This window comes from Okeania sp. KiyG1 (assembly GCF_014132355.1).
GTDB lineage: Bacteria > Cyanobacteriota > Cyanobacteriia > Cyanobacteriales > Microcoleaceae > Okeania.
This window is the reverse complement of the sequence record NZ_BLZO01000057.1, coordinates 1-17,635: the sequence shown is the minus strand read 5'-3', so window position 1 is coordinate 17,635 and position 17,635 is coordinate 1. Positions and strand designations below refer to the sequence as shown.

Sequence of the window (17,635 nt, the reverse complement as noted above, 5' to 3'; positions counted from 1 at the left end):
ATATAGATATTGATTTTTTATTATTGGAGATGTCTATCTAATCTCCCCACTCCCTCTTCCCCTCCACGGGAGGGGAGGGGCTAGGGTGGGTCCCCTACTCTCAACTATATAGTAAGTATTCAACCGGATTTGATATGACTCCCAATATTTTGATATTCAAGGGTTGTAAATAAACTCGCTATTTAGATAAAGTCCTACTAAATTTTTTCCCGGAGTTTTACCCAGGACATAAATAAATTCTTGAGCCCAAAAACTAAATCTATACATAAATATTTCCTCAAAAGTATGCTGAAAAAACGATTTATTGTATCGTATCTCTGAGATAATTCTTGATAATTATCATCCCTATACCAATCTTGTAAATAATCCGCATTAGGATAAAAATTATAAAACTGATTAACTTCTAAAATTTCCGAAGCTTGGATAATTTTTTCAAATACTAATTCCTTAGTTTTAGCAGTAGTAAAAACAATTTTATGTTCATAAGTATAAAGATAACCACCACCCAAATCTCCAGAAAAATGAATTGTACCTAGTTCGGAAATAATTTCCTGAATTTTTGCTATTAAATTTAAAGTACTTTCTTCTAAGTTTTCAGAATTTATTGAGATTTGGGGAGAGCAAGAAATCGTGTTTTTAGGAATTGCAGTCTCCTTATAAAAAGTTTGACCAATACCAATCCAATCACCAGATTTTGTCCTACCAATAATAAAACCAGGAAATTTAGCATATGCGTAATCGCTATGATAATCTAAGATAAAAGATTCTAAGTATTCCAAGTTATTTTCGAGGAATTGAAACAATTTTTTGATGCTATTTTCCCGGAATTTTTGCTCTTCTGAATTCAGATTAAAATCAGGAAAACCTTTGATGTATTCCAGATGTTGCCAATCCTTAAATGTGGCATCTGCATCAGTAATTTTTAGCCAACCATTGCTAAGACAAAGATTGCGGATATTAAATTTTCCCCATTCAGAGACATCCCACGCAAAAGGAAAAAAATTTCCTCCATCTTCGTGACCTGGTAAATCAAATCTAAGATGTGGGTGAGTGAGAAGTTCTAAAGTACCGATAATTTTTTCGATTTCAGGTTGCATAATTTTTAAGTGTAGTAGTATTGAATTTACAGCAGTTTTCTAGTTGATGAGGTACAAAGTTTTATTGCTCTAGGGAACAGGGAACAGGGAACAGGGAATAGGGAATAGGAAATATTAAGAATAGTCCGACAAGTGTACCTCACTATCCTCAAAAGAGCTGTAAGGTAAAAAAACAGGTAGATTTCATGGCTTACAATCCTGATCGACAATTAGAGCATGAAGTCGCTTTAACAAAGGCGATGAAAGTTTTTTGGGCACACAGCTACGAAGGAAACTAATATCATGTCCGCTTGAATACTTATTATTAAAATAGTAGGGGAGCGGGGGAGTGGGGAGTAGGGGAGTAGGGAAAATAGAAAGATTTACTGTTTAAGTAAGAGGATAAGTTTTTTCATCACTAATTATCCGGACATGATATAAATTGTTTTATCCTAACTTATACCGATTGTTCAAGGTTTTACATTAATATTGGGCGTTAGTAATTTGAGGTATGATACCATGTCCGGATAAGAGCGCGATAGAACTCCGTGACCTTTACCCGACCAAAAAACTTTCTCCTTCTACTCGGGGTTTCTTCTTCTTTCTCCCCTCCACGGTCGGGGTTGGGGGTGGGTTGACTCCTGATCTCCCCTCCTCCACGGTCGGGGTTAGGGTGGGTTGGGAGGGGAGGGGCGAGGGGTAGGTTGACTCCTCCTAACTTAACCATTCTATGGCTGTTTAACCGGATTTGATATGAGTGGCGATCGCTACTTTCATGCAGCAAAGCATAAAATATTATTGTTTGAACCTATGGATTAAATTCAAATTCAAGTATTCTACGCAGTCCTAACCAATCTCCTGTTGGAGTTTCTGCTACTTCATAGATATACCCAATATCCCAAAAGCTCAGACTATAAATTTTGGGACCGCCAAGATGATTAATGAAAAATTGACATAGTTTTCGACTGTCTCCACATTCACTACAGCTAAAATCGAGAGTTGAGTCTTCCACTTTCAGCATTTTAGCTGCGTGCAAAGCTTTTTCCACTGCCAATATTTTGCTCCCAGTAGTAGCATAAACTATTTGATGTTCGTAGGTATAAGCATAACCTCCACCATAATATCCATAGATTGTCATAGGTGATAGTTCCGAGAGAATAGCATCTATTTGAGATTGTAAATCTAATGTTTTTTGGTTGAGAGGATGAGTTTCTGTGGAACCAGTTTGTAAACGTTGAAGACGGCGATCGCTAACTTCGTCTGGTACAGTGGGCGAAAAACAAAACCAGTCTCCATCCTTTGTTTTGCCAATTAGAATGTGGAAATAAAAATTAGGATGTTCCCACTCAAAATAATCATCTGATTCTTTATTAATGCCAATTCGGAACCCTTGGAAATCTGATAATTCTGCCTTCAATAGTTTTAACAACTGTTGATAGCGTTCTACTCTAAATTTTTCTATTTCAGGATTCCAATCATCATCTTGTTCATCTCTCAAAGGTGCATACTCAAAATCATCTATTTGATTAGTTGGAGTACCCCAATGTTCTACATCTTGCCAATGAGCAATGACTAAATCTACATCTGTTAAATTGACAAAACCTTCAGAACGCATCAAATTCCAGACATTAAATTTTCCCCATTTTTCTGTCTCCCAAAAGAAAGGGTTTCTGACAAAAAGTTCTAAAGTGCCGAGTAATTTTTCTGTTTCAAGTTTCATAGTTTTAACTGTTAGGTGATATTTATTAACATTCAATTATTGAGTCGTTGGATAAACAGTAGGTTGGGTTAAGCGACAGCACAACCCAACAATATAGTGGAAGTCAGAAGTAATCTCTGAAGCTCGTTTAAAGATTTAGGAATGTTCTAAGCTTTGCTTCCACTGCTATAACACTTGAGTTAAGGATAATCGTAAGTTGGATTGAATCAACTACAAACTATCGGATTTGATATGACCTATCTGTTGGGTTTCTTTCATCAACCCAACCTACAAGTTAGCTACAAATTTGCTTTGGCAGTCGCTCGCACAATACGGTTACTATCATTGGTGAGTTGCTGCCGTATCTCTCCCAAAGTGGAGGGGTTCTCAGCAATTGCATAACGTTCTTGCCAAAATAGAGACTGACAACCCTCGGTAATACTATCAACAGGAGTTAACGGGTGCATCAAAGTCACAAAACGGACGAAAGCATTATCAGATTTGGCATATTCTGATAACAATGTTGGTAAATCATCCGTATCTGGCTTGTAAATACGGCTGAGTCCTGATAATGTGGTGCTAGCTTTACGGACATAAGGTAAGCCTAGTAAATCTTTCAGGGATTCCTGGAGAAGAGCAGGAGTGTTAGGGTTTTTGGCAACTGCTCGACGCACTTCCACTTTTTCATCTTGTCCCAACTGTTCCAAAACTATAACGTTAGTGTTTTGGTTGCCAGCAACAGCAGTACGAACTTCAGCCATAGAATCTTGAGAAAGAATATCTAGGGAAGTTGTGGGAGTATTGGGATTAGCTGCTACTTTTCGGCGCACCTCTGTATCTTTATCTAATGTTAGAGCTTCGAGAATATGGACGGACGTGATGCTAGAGGAAGCGATCGCTTCTCGCACTATTGCATTTTCATTCTCTGCTAGTTGCTGCCAAACTTCGGGAGATAATTCACCGGTCCGAATCAGATAAATAAGGAAATCGCGATTAGAATTACTAGATAGTTGTTGCAACGCCTCTGTTGTTAAGTTGGGGTTGTGAGTCAGTGCTTTTAAGACTTCTATATCTGATTCTGTAGTCGCCAGACTTTCCAAAGCTGTTGATGGCGTATTGGGATTTCTAGCGACGATTTTGCGAATATTGGTTTCCGGACTGTTGGCCAGAAATTCTAATACTGCTGCTGGTGTATCCAGACGTTTAGCTATGGGACTGATAACGGTATAATAGGCTCTATCTTTATGATAAGTTTTCAGCTTATCTATAGAGTACGATCTATATTTTTCATTCGGGTCTTCTTGTCTTGCAATCTTTTCTAGAAGGTGAGGAGGGGTATTAGGATTTTTAGCAACTCCGGCACGCACAAGATATTCGCTATCTTTATACAGTTTCTCTAAAGTTTGACTTGAAGTATTGGGGTTTTCGGCAACTTTAATACGGATATTGGAGTTGTTATCTTTACAAAGTCTTTCTAAAATATGACTTGGGGTATTAGGATGGCTTGCTACCAGTCTACGAATTTCATAACTTTTATGGTGTGACAACTCCAACTCATTAAGAATACTAGGAGGCATTTGAGAACCTTTAACTGGATTTTTTAACAAATTTGACAGTGAAGAGCTTGTATTTCTAAGATTACAATATTTTCTGACTGCCTTTTCAAGCACACTGCTAGGCGTATTAGCATTGCGAACATCAAAAATTCCCTCTTCTAAACCAAAACTTTCTAGTATTTCTACAGGAGTATTGGAATTACTGACCAATTTTTTCTTGACATTCTCGCTAGAATCATTTGCCAATTTCATCAACCCCTCAACAGGAGTATCAGGATTTTCTGCCACTAATTCCCTGACTTTTTCAGATTCATCATCTGCTAGCATTTCCAGAATTTCTACTGGAGTCTGTCGGTATCGATCTTTCCTTACTAATTTTATCCGTACTGAAACGCTGGAGTCGCAGGCAAGCTCTAACATAATATTACTCGGCAAAGCTCGGTTGTTCAGCAATGCGCTACGAACACTTTCGTCAGGATGTTTGGCAAGCTGCTCTAAAATATGAATGGGAGTTCGAGAGTTTCCAGCGGCATTATATAGATTATGGTGATTTATTCCACTATCTGTTCCGGAAGCACTACTTTTTATCATATCTGCCAATGAGGTGCGTCTACGAAGTCTGGTTGAGATAAATCGATCTGCTTTCGCCGTTTCTTCCTGCCACTCTTTTTCCAGTAATAACCGATAGCGTTCCAGTGGGGGTAAACTTGGATTATTCAATACCTTTTCCCAAATTACGGAATTATTCGCCAAACTTGACTTTGTTTTAGAAGTATCCGACTTTGGCTTTTCCAGAGTTTGAGTAGCCAACTGTAGCAATATTTCTACAGGAGTACCAGGATTTTCCGCCACCCAACGACGGGCTGTTTCGTTTGAGTTTCTAGAAACTTTTGGACGACCTGCACCACTACCTGTCATTAATTGAGATAAGATTTCCGGTGGCGTATTAGGACTACGAGCAATCGCCTCTTTATTCCTACTCATTGATAAAAGTTGTTGAAAATATTCCAGTCGCTCTGCTTCAGGAATTGCTGAATTATAAGCAAGTGCCTCTATGACATCAGTCGGGTTCTTGGTAGTAGAATCAATCAGTCGTTCCTTTAACTCTTCTCGCAATGGTGCGGGAGTGTTGGGATTCTTTAATAGGGCTAGCGGAATTGCTCGATTAGCAGTATTTTCTGTAGCAAATCCTAATAGTATCAACAGCCCATATAAATAGAATTCTGCTCCAGTCAAGGAATGATACTCTTGAAGCCAACGATCTTGTCGTGGCAACCCGCCACCCAGACCAATTGCTGGTAACATACCCTTACATACAACCTCCAGTGCAGTTCGGTCTGCTCCGTTTAAACTAGCTAAAAGTTGTCTCCATTCTTCCAACACCGACTCGCGAGAATTTTCATCCCGTAATAGAGATAAAATTCTCTGGGAAGACTGATATTTATTCACAAAATTGGTGATTTTATGTGGTAAATTTTCTGAGGTATTAGGTGTCATCTTCCTGAATAACTGTGCAGCTTGATTTCCTGTAGTAGAAGTTGAAATCAAACGTTCGAGAATCGCAACGGGAGTTTCTGGAGAGCGGGCGATCGCTCTTACTATTTCTTCATCGTCACCGAAGGCGAGTCGTAATAAAATTTGATTTTTCAACTGTTCTGGCGTTCGCGAGTTTTGAGCAACTGCTAATTGAACTTTCGGATGAGGAGAATCACTCAATTGTTCTAAAATTTCTACCGAAACTTTTGGGTGTTTGGCAACATCCACTAGAAATCGAATTTCATCTAGAATCCAACTTTCAATAACTTTAGCAGAATTTCGAGTTTTAAGACCTTGAGCTTCTTTTTCAGCTCTCACTGACTCAAGATCCACATTGGCCAACTCAGCCAAAATCCAAGTGGGTGTATTTACCTGTCTCAATAGCAAGCTTCGCAATTCATGTTGTTTCCAAATAGGCAAGCCTTTGCCAGTTTCTCCAACAAACCGTTCTAAAATACTAGCAGGTAAATTCCGCATTCCATATCCCAAGAAACGCTTCTCGGTCGGAAACAATTGATGCAAAATTTCCTCCGTTGCATTGGGATGTCTGGCGACTGCTGACTTAATTTCCTTTCCAGAATTTTCCGCCAATACTCCTAAAACATTTGCCGGAGTCTGAGGATTTTTCGCAACCGCCAACTTAATCTTAAATACCCCATCCCTTGCCAACTGCATCAGAGTTTCCCCACTCGTTGCCGGATTTTGAGCCACTGCTAACCGAATTAAATCCCATCGACTTTCTCCTAAAGTTGCTAACTGTTCCGCATCAGTATTCCAATTCCGAGCTGTCGCTAATTGCCCTTCCATCAACTCTATTAACTCTGGCGGAGTAGTGGGATTAGATTTTACCGCTGCCCGAATAGGCAATTCTAAATCCCCTGCCAATATTTCCAACACTGGTACTGGAGTTTCTCCACATTCTGCTACTTGCAAACGTAGCTCTAGGTTAGGTTCCCGTGACAGTCGCTCCAAATATTTCAGCCTATACCGTAACGGTAAATGAGGATTTTTCAATGCTAAAGTCAAATAACTTGCAGGGACAAACTCGCTGAGAAAATAATCCGGCACTGGAGCAATTTTCAGCAGTTCCACCGCCAGACGGTCATTTTGTCCTAATTCTTTTGTTTGTAAAGTTGTATCTGCTAAGTAGTGCCAATTTTCCGTAATTTCTCCCGCCCAATTGACATGGTGACTTGCTGCTTCTGCCACTAGGGAGTCAGAACTATTAACCAGGATTTCCAACAGATTAGTTGGTGTATCTGGATAATTAGCGATCGCTAACTGTAGCTCTCTAGTTTGCTCAGTTAGTAGGGACGGATTGGCCAAAAAAGGTTGTAAGTCGCAGGAATTTAAAAGTTTTGGTAGTGCCATAGTTTTCTATTTGATTGTGGATGCTGTTACATAGACTTAATCCAACCAACACAACAATTTTGTTGGGTTGATGAACCATTACTCAATCTACAAGTTTGCTTTGGCGGTTGCTCGCACAATACGGTTACTATCATTGGCAAGTTGCTCTAGTATTTCTCCTGGAGTAGAGGAATTATCGGCAACCGCATAACGTTCTTGCCAAAATAGAGACTGACAACCCTCGGTAATACTATCAACAGGAGTTAACGGGTGCATCAAAGTCACAAAACGGACGAAAGCATTATCAGATTTGGCGTATTCTGATAACAATGTTGCTAAATCATCCGTATCAGGTTTGTAAATACGGCTCACTCCTGCTAATGTGGGGCTAAGTTTAGGGATATAACGAGGGACATAAGGTAAGTCTAGCAAATCTTTCAGGGACTCCTGGAGAGGAGCAGGAGTGTTAGGGTTCTTGGCAACTGCTCGACGCACTTCTACTTTTTCATCTTTTCCCAACTGTTCCAAAACTATAACGTTGGAGTTTTGGTTGCCAGCAACAGCAGTACGAACTTCAGCCATATAATCTTGATAAAGAATATCTAGGGAAGTTGTGGGAGTATTAGGATTAGCTGCTACTTTCTGACGCACCTCTGTATCTGTATCTAAAGCTAGAGTTTCGAGAATATGAATGGGGGTATCGATGGAGGAAGCGATATACTCTCGCACATCCTTATCCTCATCCTGTGCAATCTGTTGCCAAAGTTCGGAAGTCATATTTGGATGATATACTAAAAGACTGCGAATTTTAGCACTGGGATCTTGTGCCAGTTTGGCCAAAATTGAGGAAGTTAAGTTAGGGTTGAAAGCTAACGATTCCAATACCTCTTCAACTGTTCTGGGGGGAATAATGTAGTCACGACACTCCTCTTTTTCCTCTCCATAAAATTCTCTTTTTGCTAACATCTCTAATACAGCTATCGGAGTACGAGTGTTTCTGGCGAGTTTCCTCCGAATTTCGTTATTATCTGCTCCTGCCATCATTGTTTTGAGAGCATCTTTAGTTCTTGAAGGGGCGTTAGCCTCACTTTCGTTATATCGAGCTAGCTTTTCCAGTGCTGTAGCTGGAGTATTAGAATTATGAGCTACGTTATAACGAGTTGTATAGTCTGGATGGGTAGCGAGTCGCTCTAGAATATGGGGAGGTGTTTGAGACTTTTTTGCAATCGCCCGAATCGCAGGAATATAGTTCTCATTAGCCAGCCTTTCTATTACCCTAACCGGAGTATTGCGATGTTCGATAACTCTATTACAACATCCGTCGGATTCTTGTTAGTAGAGTTAATAAGTTGTTCCTTTAACTCTTCTCGCAATGGTGCGGGAGTGTTAGGATTACTCAATAAGGCTAGGGCAATGCTGCGATTACCAGTATTTTCCGTAGCTAATCCCAATAGTGTCAACAACCCATATAAATAGAATTCTCCTGAAGTCACGGAATAATACTTTTCGAGCCAACGATCTTCTCCTGGCAACCCGCCACAAAAACCAAAACCAATTCCTGGTAACATACCCTTACATAAAACCTCCAGTGCAGTTCGATCTATTCCGTTTAAACCAGCTAAAAGTTGTCTCCATTCTTCAAACACGGACTCGCGAGAATTTTCATCTCGTAACCGATTTAAAATTCTCTGGGGAGACTGATATTTATTCACAAAATTGATGATTTTCTGTAGCAAATCTTCGGAAATATTAGGTACTATCTCCCTAGCTAATTTTGTAACTTGATTTCCTGTAGTAGCAGGCGAAATCAAACGTTCTAGAATTGCAACCGGAGTTTCTGGAGAGCGGGCGATCGCTCTTACTACTCCTTCATCATCACCGAGTGCGAGTCGTAATAAAATCTGATTTCGCAACAATTCGGGGGTTCGGGAGTTTTGAGCGACTGCTAATTGCACATCAGGATGAATACAATCACTCAATCCTTCTAAAATTTCCACCGAAACCTGTGGATGTTTAGCTACATCATATAGAAAGCTAATGTCATCTTGAACCAAAGTTTCTACAATTTCAGGGTAACCTGGTTCAAGGGCTTCATTCTCAGCTCTCACCGCTTCAATATCCACATTTGTCAACTCTGCCAAAATCCAAGTGGGAGTATTTAGCTGCCTCAAGAACAAATTTTGTAAATCATATTGTTTCCAAATAGGCTCGTCTGTGGCAGCTTCCCTAAAAAATCGTTCTAAAATACTAACAGGTAAATTCTTTCTTTCCCTCAAAACATCCTTCTGAGTTGGAAACAGTTGATGTAAAATTGACTCCGTTGCATGAGGATGTCTGGCAACTGCTGACTTTATTTCTACTGCCGAATGTTCTGCTAATAATGCTAAAACATTTGCCGGGGTCTGAGGATTTTGAGCTACTGCTAACCGAATTAAATCCCACCGACTTTCTCCTAAAGTTGTTAACTGTTCCGCATCAGTATTCCAATCTTTTGCTACCGCAAGTTGCTCCTCTACCAACTCTATTAACTCTGGCACAGTAATGGGATTAGATTTTACCGCCATCCGAACCGGCAATTCTAAATCCCTTGCCAATATTTCCAACATAGCAACTGGAGTTTCTGGACATTCTGCCACTTCTAAGCGTGGTTGTAGCTCAGGTTCTTGTGCCAGTCTCTCTAAATATTTCACTCGATATCGTAAAGGTAGATGAGGATTTTTCAATGCTAAACTCAGGTAACTTGCAGGGACAAACTCGCTAAGAAAATAATCCGGTACTGGAGCAATTTTCAGAAGTTCCACCGCCAGACGGTCATTTTGTCCTAATTCTTTTGTTTGTAAAGTTGTATCTGCTAAGTAGTGCCAATTTTCCGTAATTTCTCCCGCCCAATTAACATGGTGACTTGCTGCTTCTGCCACTAGAGGGTCAGAACTATTAATTAGGATTTCCAGCAGATTAGTTGGTGTGTCTGGATAATTAGCGATCGCTAACTGTAGCTCTCTAGTTTGCTCAGTTAGTAGGACATGCTTGGCCAAAAAAGGCTGTAAATCATCTAGATTTAATGCTTGTAGTGTCATTTCAGTTGTCAGTGTCAGTGTTTTAATTATTATTTCATGGAAGATAGGGACTTACGCAGGCGAACCCAGAAACCCGGTTTCTGCATAAGTTATGAATAGAAAGAAAACTTTCAATAAGCGATATAGCTGTCGCTAGGCTCCGCAAACGCTACTTTCATGGAGCAAAGCACAAAAATATTATTGTTTGAACCTATGGATTATAATCAAATTCAACCATTTTGCGCACTCCCAACCAATCTCCTGTTGGAGTTTCTGCTACTTGATAGATATACCCAATATCCCAAAAGCTGAGACTATAAGTTTTTGGTTGGTGCAATTGAGTCTGAAAAAATTGACTCAGCTTTCTGTTGTATTCATTTGACCTAAATTCAATATCTCTGTTTTCAAGTTTCAACATTTCTGCTGCTTGCAAAGCTTTTTCTATTGCCAATATTTTGTTGCTAGCAGTAGCATAAACTATTTGATGTTTGTAGGTATAATCGTAACCTCCGCCATAGTATCCATAAATTGTAATGGGTGGCAACTCCGAAAGAATAGCATCTATTTTTGATTGTAAATCTGATGTTTTTGGGTTGAGAGAGTTAGTTTCTGTGTCACCAGTTTTTAGAGGAGTGAAAGGGCGATCGCCCTCTTGCTTTAGTTTTGTAGGCAAAAAATAAAACCAATCTTCATTGTCTGCAAAGCGTTCGGTATGATGATTTGGATCGCTAACTTGATCTGGCACAATGGGGGAAAAACAAAACCAATCTCCATCTTCTGTTTTGCCAATCAGAATGTGGAAATAAAAATAAGGATGCCCCCTCTTTAAATGCTCAATAGTCGTAAGTCGAAAAGCTTGTAAATCTAGCAATTCTGCTTTCAAAAGAGTTAACAATTGTTGATAACGATCGACTCGAAACGCTTCTATTTCATCACTCCAAATATCCTCATCTTCATCTTCATCATATTTGAAAGGTGCGTACTCATAATCCCGATCGTCGTCTTCCTCATGTCTGAAAGGTGCATACTCAAAATCATCTTCAGTTTGATAGGTGGGAGTACCCCAATGTTCCACATCTTGCCAATGAGCGATGGCTAATTCCACATCTGTTAGATGAATACAACCTTCAGAAATCATCAAATTCCAGATATTAAAATCCCCCCTTTTTTCTGTCTCCCACAAGAAAGGATTTTTGACTAAAACTTCTAAAGTGCCGAGTAATTTTTCTGTTTCAAGTTTCATAATTAATCTAGGCATTAGGCAATATTTATTAACATTAAATTTGAGTATTTTTAACGGCAGTTTGCCACAAAAACTCAATTTTACTCCTTTGAAAGCTTTAAATGATTTTGTAAGCATTCAGCCGTCAACTATTAGCTATTAGCTATTAATTTTAGGGAAGGTAAAAGCAACCTTTGAAATTTAAAAAGAATAAAAAGTTACTACCAAAGTTCCTGGACAAAACCTCAGAAGTAATTATTCATTACTAATTGCTGATAGCTGACTGCTGATAGCTGAATGCTTACATAATTTTTTTAATTTCCAAGTTTTTAGTATTTAAGGGTTATAAGTAAAGTCGCCCTCTATATAAACACCAGCCAAATTTTTTCCCTGAGTTTGACCGAGTACATAGATACATTCTCGAGTCCAAAAACTAAACCGATAAATAAATGTTTGCTCGAAAGTATGCTGAAAAAAACGATTTATTGTATTGTATCTATGATACATTTTCTCAGCTTCATTCTCCTGGAAATAACACCAATCTCGTAAATATTCTATATCGGGATGAAAACTATAAAAGTGATTAATTTCTAGGCATTCTGTAGCCTGTAAGATTTTTTCAAATACTAATTCTTTAGTTTTGGCAGCAGTCAAAACAATTTTATGGTCGTAATTATAAGGATAGTCACCACCACCTCTATCTCCAGAAAAATTAATTGTGCCTAACTCCGAAGTAATTGCCTGAATTTTTGCTATTAAATCCACAGTATTTTCCTCTAGTAAAATATTTGAATCAATTTCAATTTGCTCCGAACGATCGATTATTTCTTGAGTAATTTCAGTTTCTTTATAAATAGTGTGAGAGACACCAACCCAATCTCCATCTTTTGTCTCGCCAATAAGCATACCAGGTAGATAAATTCCTCCATCCACCTCGAATTTAAAAACCAAGAAAAAAGATTCTAATGTTGTCAAGTTATTCTGAAGGAGTTGAAACAAAAAATCGATTTTATTTCTCCATAAATTCCGCTGTTCTAAACTTACATTAAAATCAGGAAAATTTCTGGGATATTTCATATTTTGCCATTGCTTTACTGTAGCATCTGCATCTGTAATTTCTAGCCAACCATTGCTAAGACAAAGATTGCGGATATTAAAATTTCCCCATTCAGAGACATCCCAGACAAAAGGAACAAAATTTGCTGCATACTCGTGACCGGGTAAATTACATCTCAGGGATGGTTGAGTTAGAATTTCTAAAGTGCCGATAATTTTTTCAATTTCAGGTTGCATAATATTATATTTCGAGAAACAGTAGGTTGGGTTAAGCGACAGCGAACCCAACAATAATTTTTTTACGAGCAAGCAAGTAGGTTAAGTTAAGCGACAGCGCAACCCAACAATAACCCCATACGGTTGAGTTATATCATGTTCGGATAATCAGTTATAAATAAAATTTAAGGGCTGACAGTACCAAAGAAATACTAAAATTATCAATACTATTTTCCCATATTTCATAAGCATTCCTCCTTTCTTCCCTCCTGACTCCTGACTTCCCTCCCTCCACGGTCGGGGTTAGGGGTGGGTTGGGAGGGGAGGGGCGAGGGGTGGGTTGACTCCTGACTCCTCACAACAGTTATTTATAAGTATTCAACCGAACATGATATTAAGGATAATCATAAGTTTAGTAGTTTAGAATATTGTTGGGTTTCTTTCATCAACCCAACCTACAAGTTTACTGGTTTTGTTGGGTTTCTTTCATCAACCCAACCTATAAGTTTGCTTTGGCAGTCGCTCGCACAATGCGGTTGCCATCATTTGCTAGTTGTTCCCGTATCTCTGCTGGAGTGGAGGGGTTCTCAGCAATAGCATAACGCTCCTGCCATAACAGAGACTGACAACACTCCCTAATACTGTCAACAGGAGTTAACGGGTGCGTCAAAGTTACAAAACGGACGAAAGCATTGTCAGATTGGGCATATTCTGATAACAATGTTGGTAAATCATCCGTATCTGGCTTGTAAATACGGCTCAGTCCTGATAATGTGGTACTAGGTATTGGGGTATATTGTAAGGCCAACAAATCTCTCAATGATTCCCGCAAGGAAACTGGAGTGTTTGGGTTTTGGGCAACAGCTCGACGCACTTCTACTTTTTCATCTTCCCCCAACTGTTCTAAAACTATAACGTTAGTGTTTTGGTTCCCAGCAACAGCAGTACGAACTTCAGCCATAGAATCTTGAGAAAGAATTTCTAGGGCAGTTGTAGGAGTATTGGAATTAGCCACTACTTTCTGGCGCACCTCTGTATCTATATCTAAAGCTAGAGCTTCAAGAATATTAATAGGTGTGTTATAATAGTCAGCGATCGCCCCTCGCACAGTTCGATCTTCATCCTTTGCCAGTTGTTGCCAAAGTTCGGGAGTTATATTGGGATGACGTACCAAAAGACTGCGAATCTCAGGATTGGGGTCTCGTGCTAGTTTGGCTAAAATTGAGGGAGTTAAGTTGGGGTTGTCAACTAATGATTGTAGTACATATTCAACTGTTCTGGAGGGGAAATAGTAGTATTCACCACGCTCCTCAGTTTTTTGCTCTCCGTAAAACTCTCTTGTTGCTAGCATCTCTAATACAGCTATCGGAGTACGAGTATTTTTAGCTATCGCAGACCGAATATTGTTTTTATCCGCGTCTGTCATCATTGTTTTGAGGCTATCTTTATTTCTCGAAGGAGAGTTAGCTTCACTTTCGTTATATCGAATTAGCTTTTCCAGCGCTGTAGCAGGAGTATTCCGATTAATAGCTACATAATAACGGGTTGTATAATCTGGATGGGTAGCGAGTCGCTCTAGAATATGGGGAGGTGTTTGGGACTTTTCCGCGATCGTCCTAATTGTATAAATATACTTATCATTAGCTAGCTTTTCTATTACACTCACCGGAGTATTGCGATGTCCGACAACCTCATATCGCACTGACTCAGAAGAATGGTCTGCGAGTTTTTCTAGAATACTTGCTGGTGTATTAGCATTACTAATATTAAAAATCTTCTCTTCTAAACCCAAACGTTCTAGTATTTCCACAGGGGTATTAGGATTACTGACTAATTTCTGCTTGACATACTTACTAGAATCATTGGCTAATTTCACCAACGTCTCAACAGGAGTATGAGAATTTTTTGCTACTAATTGCCTGATTTTTTCTGATTCATCATCTGCCAGAATTTCCAGAATTTCTACTGGAGTCTTAGAATTACTGACTAATTTCTCTTTGACAGACTTACTAGAATCATTTGCCAATTTCACTAACGTCTCAACAGGAGTATCAGGATTTTCTGCCACTAATTTCCTAACTTCTTCTGATTCATCATCTGCCAGCATTTCCAGAATTTCTACTGGAGTCTGTCGGCGAAAAATCTTCCTTGCTAGTTTGCACCGTACAGAAACGCTTGGATCGCGAGCAAGTTCTAGTAAAGTATCCCTCGGCAAATTCCGATTATCTAACAACGCATCACGAATATTTTCGTCGGGATGTTTGGTAAGTTGCTCTAAAATATGAATCGGAGTTTCACAGTTTCGAGCTACATTCTTGATAGCTTGGATGTTATTACTTTTCAATACTTCGCTCATAAATTGGGGTTGCTTTGACATAAATTTGCGTGTTTTCTTTATTTGTTCCTGTAGCTCTTTTTCCAGTAAAAACCGATAACGTTCTAGAATTTTCAAGTTGGGGTTATCAAGTACCAAATCTAGAAGGTCTCGATGTTTAGTTTCTGTATAGTTTTCATATAGATATTTCACAAATTGAATCCGTAACTCAAGTGGAGCATTTAGATTTTTAGCAATTTCTCTCAAAACAGACTCATTATCTAAAGACTCATTGGCAATTTGTCGAAGTAGATATCCTGGAGTGGCAGGACTGCTGGCTACCGCTTCTTGTTCTCCTTGCTCCCACATGTGCTCTAAAATTTCTAGGGGAGTCCGAGTATCTGTTGCAATATTTTGGCGGATACAACTCCATTGAACAAGTTCCCGTAAGTATTCTTCACGTTCTGTTTTGGGAACTTCTGGATTATAACCAAGTGCTAAAAATAAGTTTTCGTTTCTTTGATAATAGCAATCTTTTCTTTCGTCTTGTATAATTAACTGTTTTTTTAACTTTTCTCGCAGCATACTTGGAGTATTGGGATTGCCAACTAATGCAACAGCAGTACAACGGTACATCGATCTACGTTTTATGTTTTGAAGAATTATATCGCTCTCGTTAATGAGTGTATCAGTTACATTTCTAATTTGCTCTTTAGAAAACCCTGGTAATACCTCCCTCCATACAGAGTAGATGATATCCATTTCACTATCGACGTCATCTGGCATATTCTCTAAATTTTTAATTATACCAGAATTTTTAATCGCTTCTATCCAGCATTCAACATCTATAGTAATGTTTGCTGGGGATAAAAGCTTCTCTTTTAAATCCGAGATCGAATCCCACCAACCACTACTATTACAGTTAGATGTCAAAATTTGTCTCATTCCTGACAATAACTTCTTGTCAGTAAATTCGTTTTCCACCATCATTTCTAAAATATGTATAGGTGTATTGATATCTTTGGCAATTTCAATTTTAATGTCTTCCTCAGCATTAACCGATAAGTTTTCTAATAAACTCAGTCTTAGTACCTCCGGTGTTTGAATATTTAGGGCTACAGCTAACTGCACTTCAGCAATTGGAGCGTGACTTAATCGCTCCAAAATTTCCACTGAAACTTGTGAATGTTGAGCAACTTCAGCTAAAAATTCCATGTCCTCTTGAATAGAATATTCTACAATTTCAGCAGGAGTTGTAGGAAAGTTACCTATCAAGGGTAGTGCAGGATCTAGAGCCTCTGAGTCAGGATTGTCAAAATTAGCTAACCTCTCATATCTCACTGCTTCAATATCCACATTTGCAAACTCCGCCAAAATCCAAGTAGGAGTATTTGACTGCCTTAAGAGCAAATTTCGTAAATCATATTGTTTCCAAATCGGCTCATCCGTAGCTGCTTCTCGAAAAAATCGTTCTAAAATACTAGCAGGTAAATTCTTCCTTCCCCTCAAAACACCCTTCTGAGTCGGAAACAATTGATGTAAAATTTCCTCTGTTGCATTGGGATGTTTGGCGACTGCTGACTTAATTTCCTTTGCCGAATGTTCTGCCAATACTCCTAAAACATTTGCCGGAGTCTGAGGATTTTTGGCAACCGCGAACTTAATCTTAAATACCCCATCCCTTGCCAACTGCATCAAAGTTTCCCCACTCGTTACCGGATTTTGAGCCACTGCCAACCGAATTAAATCCCACCTACTTTCTCCTAAAGTTGCTAACTGTTCCGCATCAGTATTCCAATCTTTTGCTACCGCAAGTTGCCCTTCCATCAACTCTATTAACTCTTGTGAAGTAGTGGGATTAGATTTTACCGCCATCCGAATCGGCAATTCTAAATCCCCTGCCAATATTTCCAACATAGCAACTGGAGTTTCTCGACATTCTGCCACTTGCAAACGTGATTCTAGGTCAGGTTCCCATGCTAGTCGCTCTAAATATTTCACTCGATATCGTAAAGGTAGATGAGGATTTTTCAATGCTAAACTCAGATAACTTGCAGGAACAAACTCGCTGAGAAAATAATCCGGCACTGGAGCAATTTTCAGAAGTTCCACAGCCAGACGGTCATTTTGTCCTAATTCTTTTGTTTGTAAAGTTGTATCTGCTAAGTAGTGCCAATTTTCCGTAATTTCTCCCGCCCAATTGACATGGTGACTTGCTGCTTCTGCCACTAGGGGGTCAAAACTATTAACCAGGATTTCTAGGAGGTTTCTTGGTGTGTCTGGATAATTAGCGATCGCTAACTGTAGCTCTCTAGTTTGCTCAGTTAGTAGGACTGGATTAGCCAAAAAAGGTTGTAAGTCATAGGAATTTAAAAGTTTTGGTAGTGCCATAGTTTTCTATTTGATTGTGGATACTGTTACATTGACTTAATCCAACCAACACAACAATTTTGTTGGGTTGATGAACCGTTGACGCGCGTCATAATTCAGAAGTCATAAGTCAGAATTTTTAAGAGAAAGAAAAACTTTAAACAGGCGATATAGCTGCCGCACT

8 protein-coding genes are annotated in these 17,635 nt (G+C 39.0%); all 8 read right to left on the bottom strand.

Annotation, left to right across the window (positions count from 1 at the left end; translation table 11 throughout):
* Positions 1–197: 197 nt before the first annotated feature.
* Positions 198–1,097, bottom strand: coding sequence for a hypothetical protein (locus SAGCYANO_RS10440; protein ID WP_202220020.1), 900 nt, complete (start codon positions 1,095–1,097; stop codon positions 198–200).
* A gap of 787 nt (positions 1,098–1,884) precedes the next feature.
* Positions 1,885–2,796 carry a nuclease A inhibitor family protein gene (locus tag SAGCYANO_RS10430; protein ID WP_202220018.1) on the bottom strand — a complete coding sequence of 304 codons (912 nt, stop codon included), beginning with the start codon at positions 2,794–2,796 and terminating at the stop codon, positions 1,885–1,887.
* A gap of 278 nt (positions 2,797–3,074) precedes the next feature.
* Entirely contained in the window at positions 3,075–7,238 is a 4,164-nt protein-coding gene (locus SAGCYANO_RS10425; RefSeq protein WP_202220017.1) for a hypothetical protein, read from the bottom strand.
* An 87-nt stretch (positions 7,239–7,325) separates the two neighbouring features.
* Complete coding sequence (locus SAGCYANO_RS44525) at positions 7,326–8,261, bottom strand: hypothetical protein (RefSeq protein WP_237396042.1); 936 nt, start codon at positions 8,259–8,261, stop codon at positions 7,326–7,328.
* A gap of 227 nt (positions 8,262–8,488) precedes the next feature.
* Positions 8,489–10,294 carry a hypothetical protein gene (locus SAGCYANO_RS44520; RefSeq protein ID WP_237396041.1) on the bottom strand — a complete coding sequence of 602 codons (1,806 nt, stop codon included), beginning with the start codon at positions 10,292–10,294 and terminating at the stop codon, positions 8,489–8,491.
* Positions 10,295–10,484: 190 nt separating this feature from the next.
* The gene (locus SAGCYANO_RS10415; RefSeq protein ID WP_202220016.1) at positions 10,485–11,516 is read right to left on the bottom strand and encodes a hypothetical protein; all 1,032 of its coding nucleotides are present in this window, start codon (positions 11,514–11,516) and stop codon (positions 10,485–10,487) included.
* Positions 11,517–11,831: 315 nt separating this feature from the next.
* Positions 11,832–12,788 (bottom strand): nuclease A inhibitor family protein, encoded by a 957-nt coding sequence (locus SAGCYANO_RS10410; RefSeq protein WP_202220015.1) that lies wholly within the window; start codon positions 12,786–12,788, stop codon positions 11,832–11,834.
* Positions 12,789–13,266: 478 nt separating this feature from the next.
* Entirely contained in the window at positions 13,267–17,472 is a 4,206-nt protein-coding gene (locus SAGCYANO_RS10405) for a hypothetical protein (protein ID WP_202220014.1), read from the bottom strand.
* Positions 17,473–17,635: the final 163 nt, after the last annotated feature.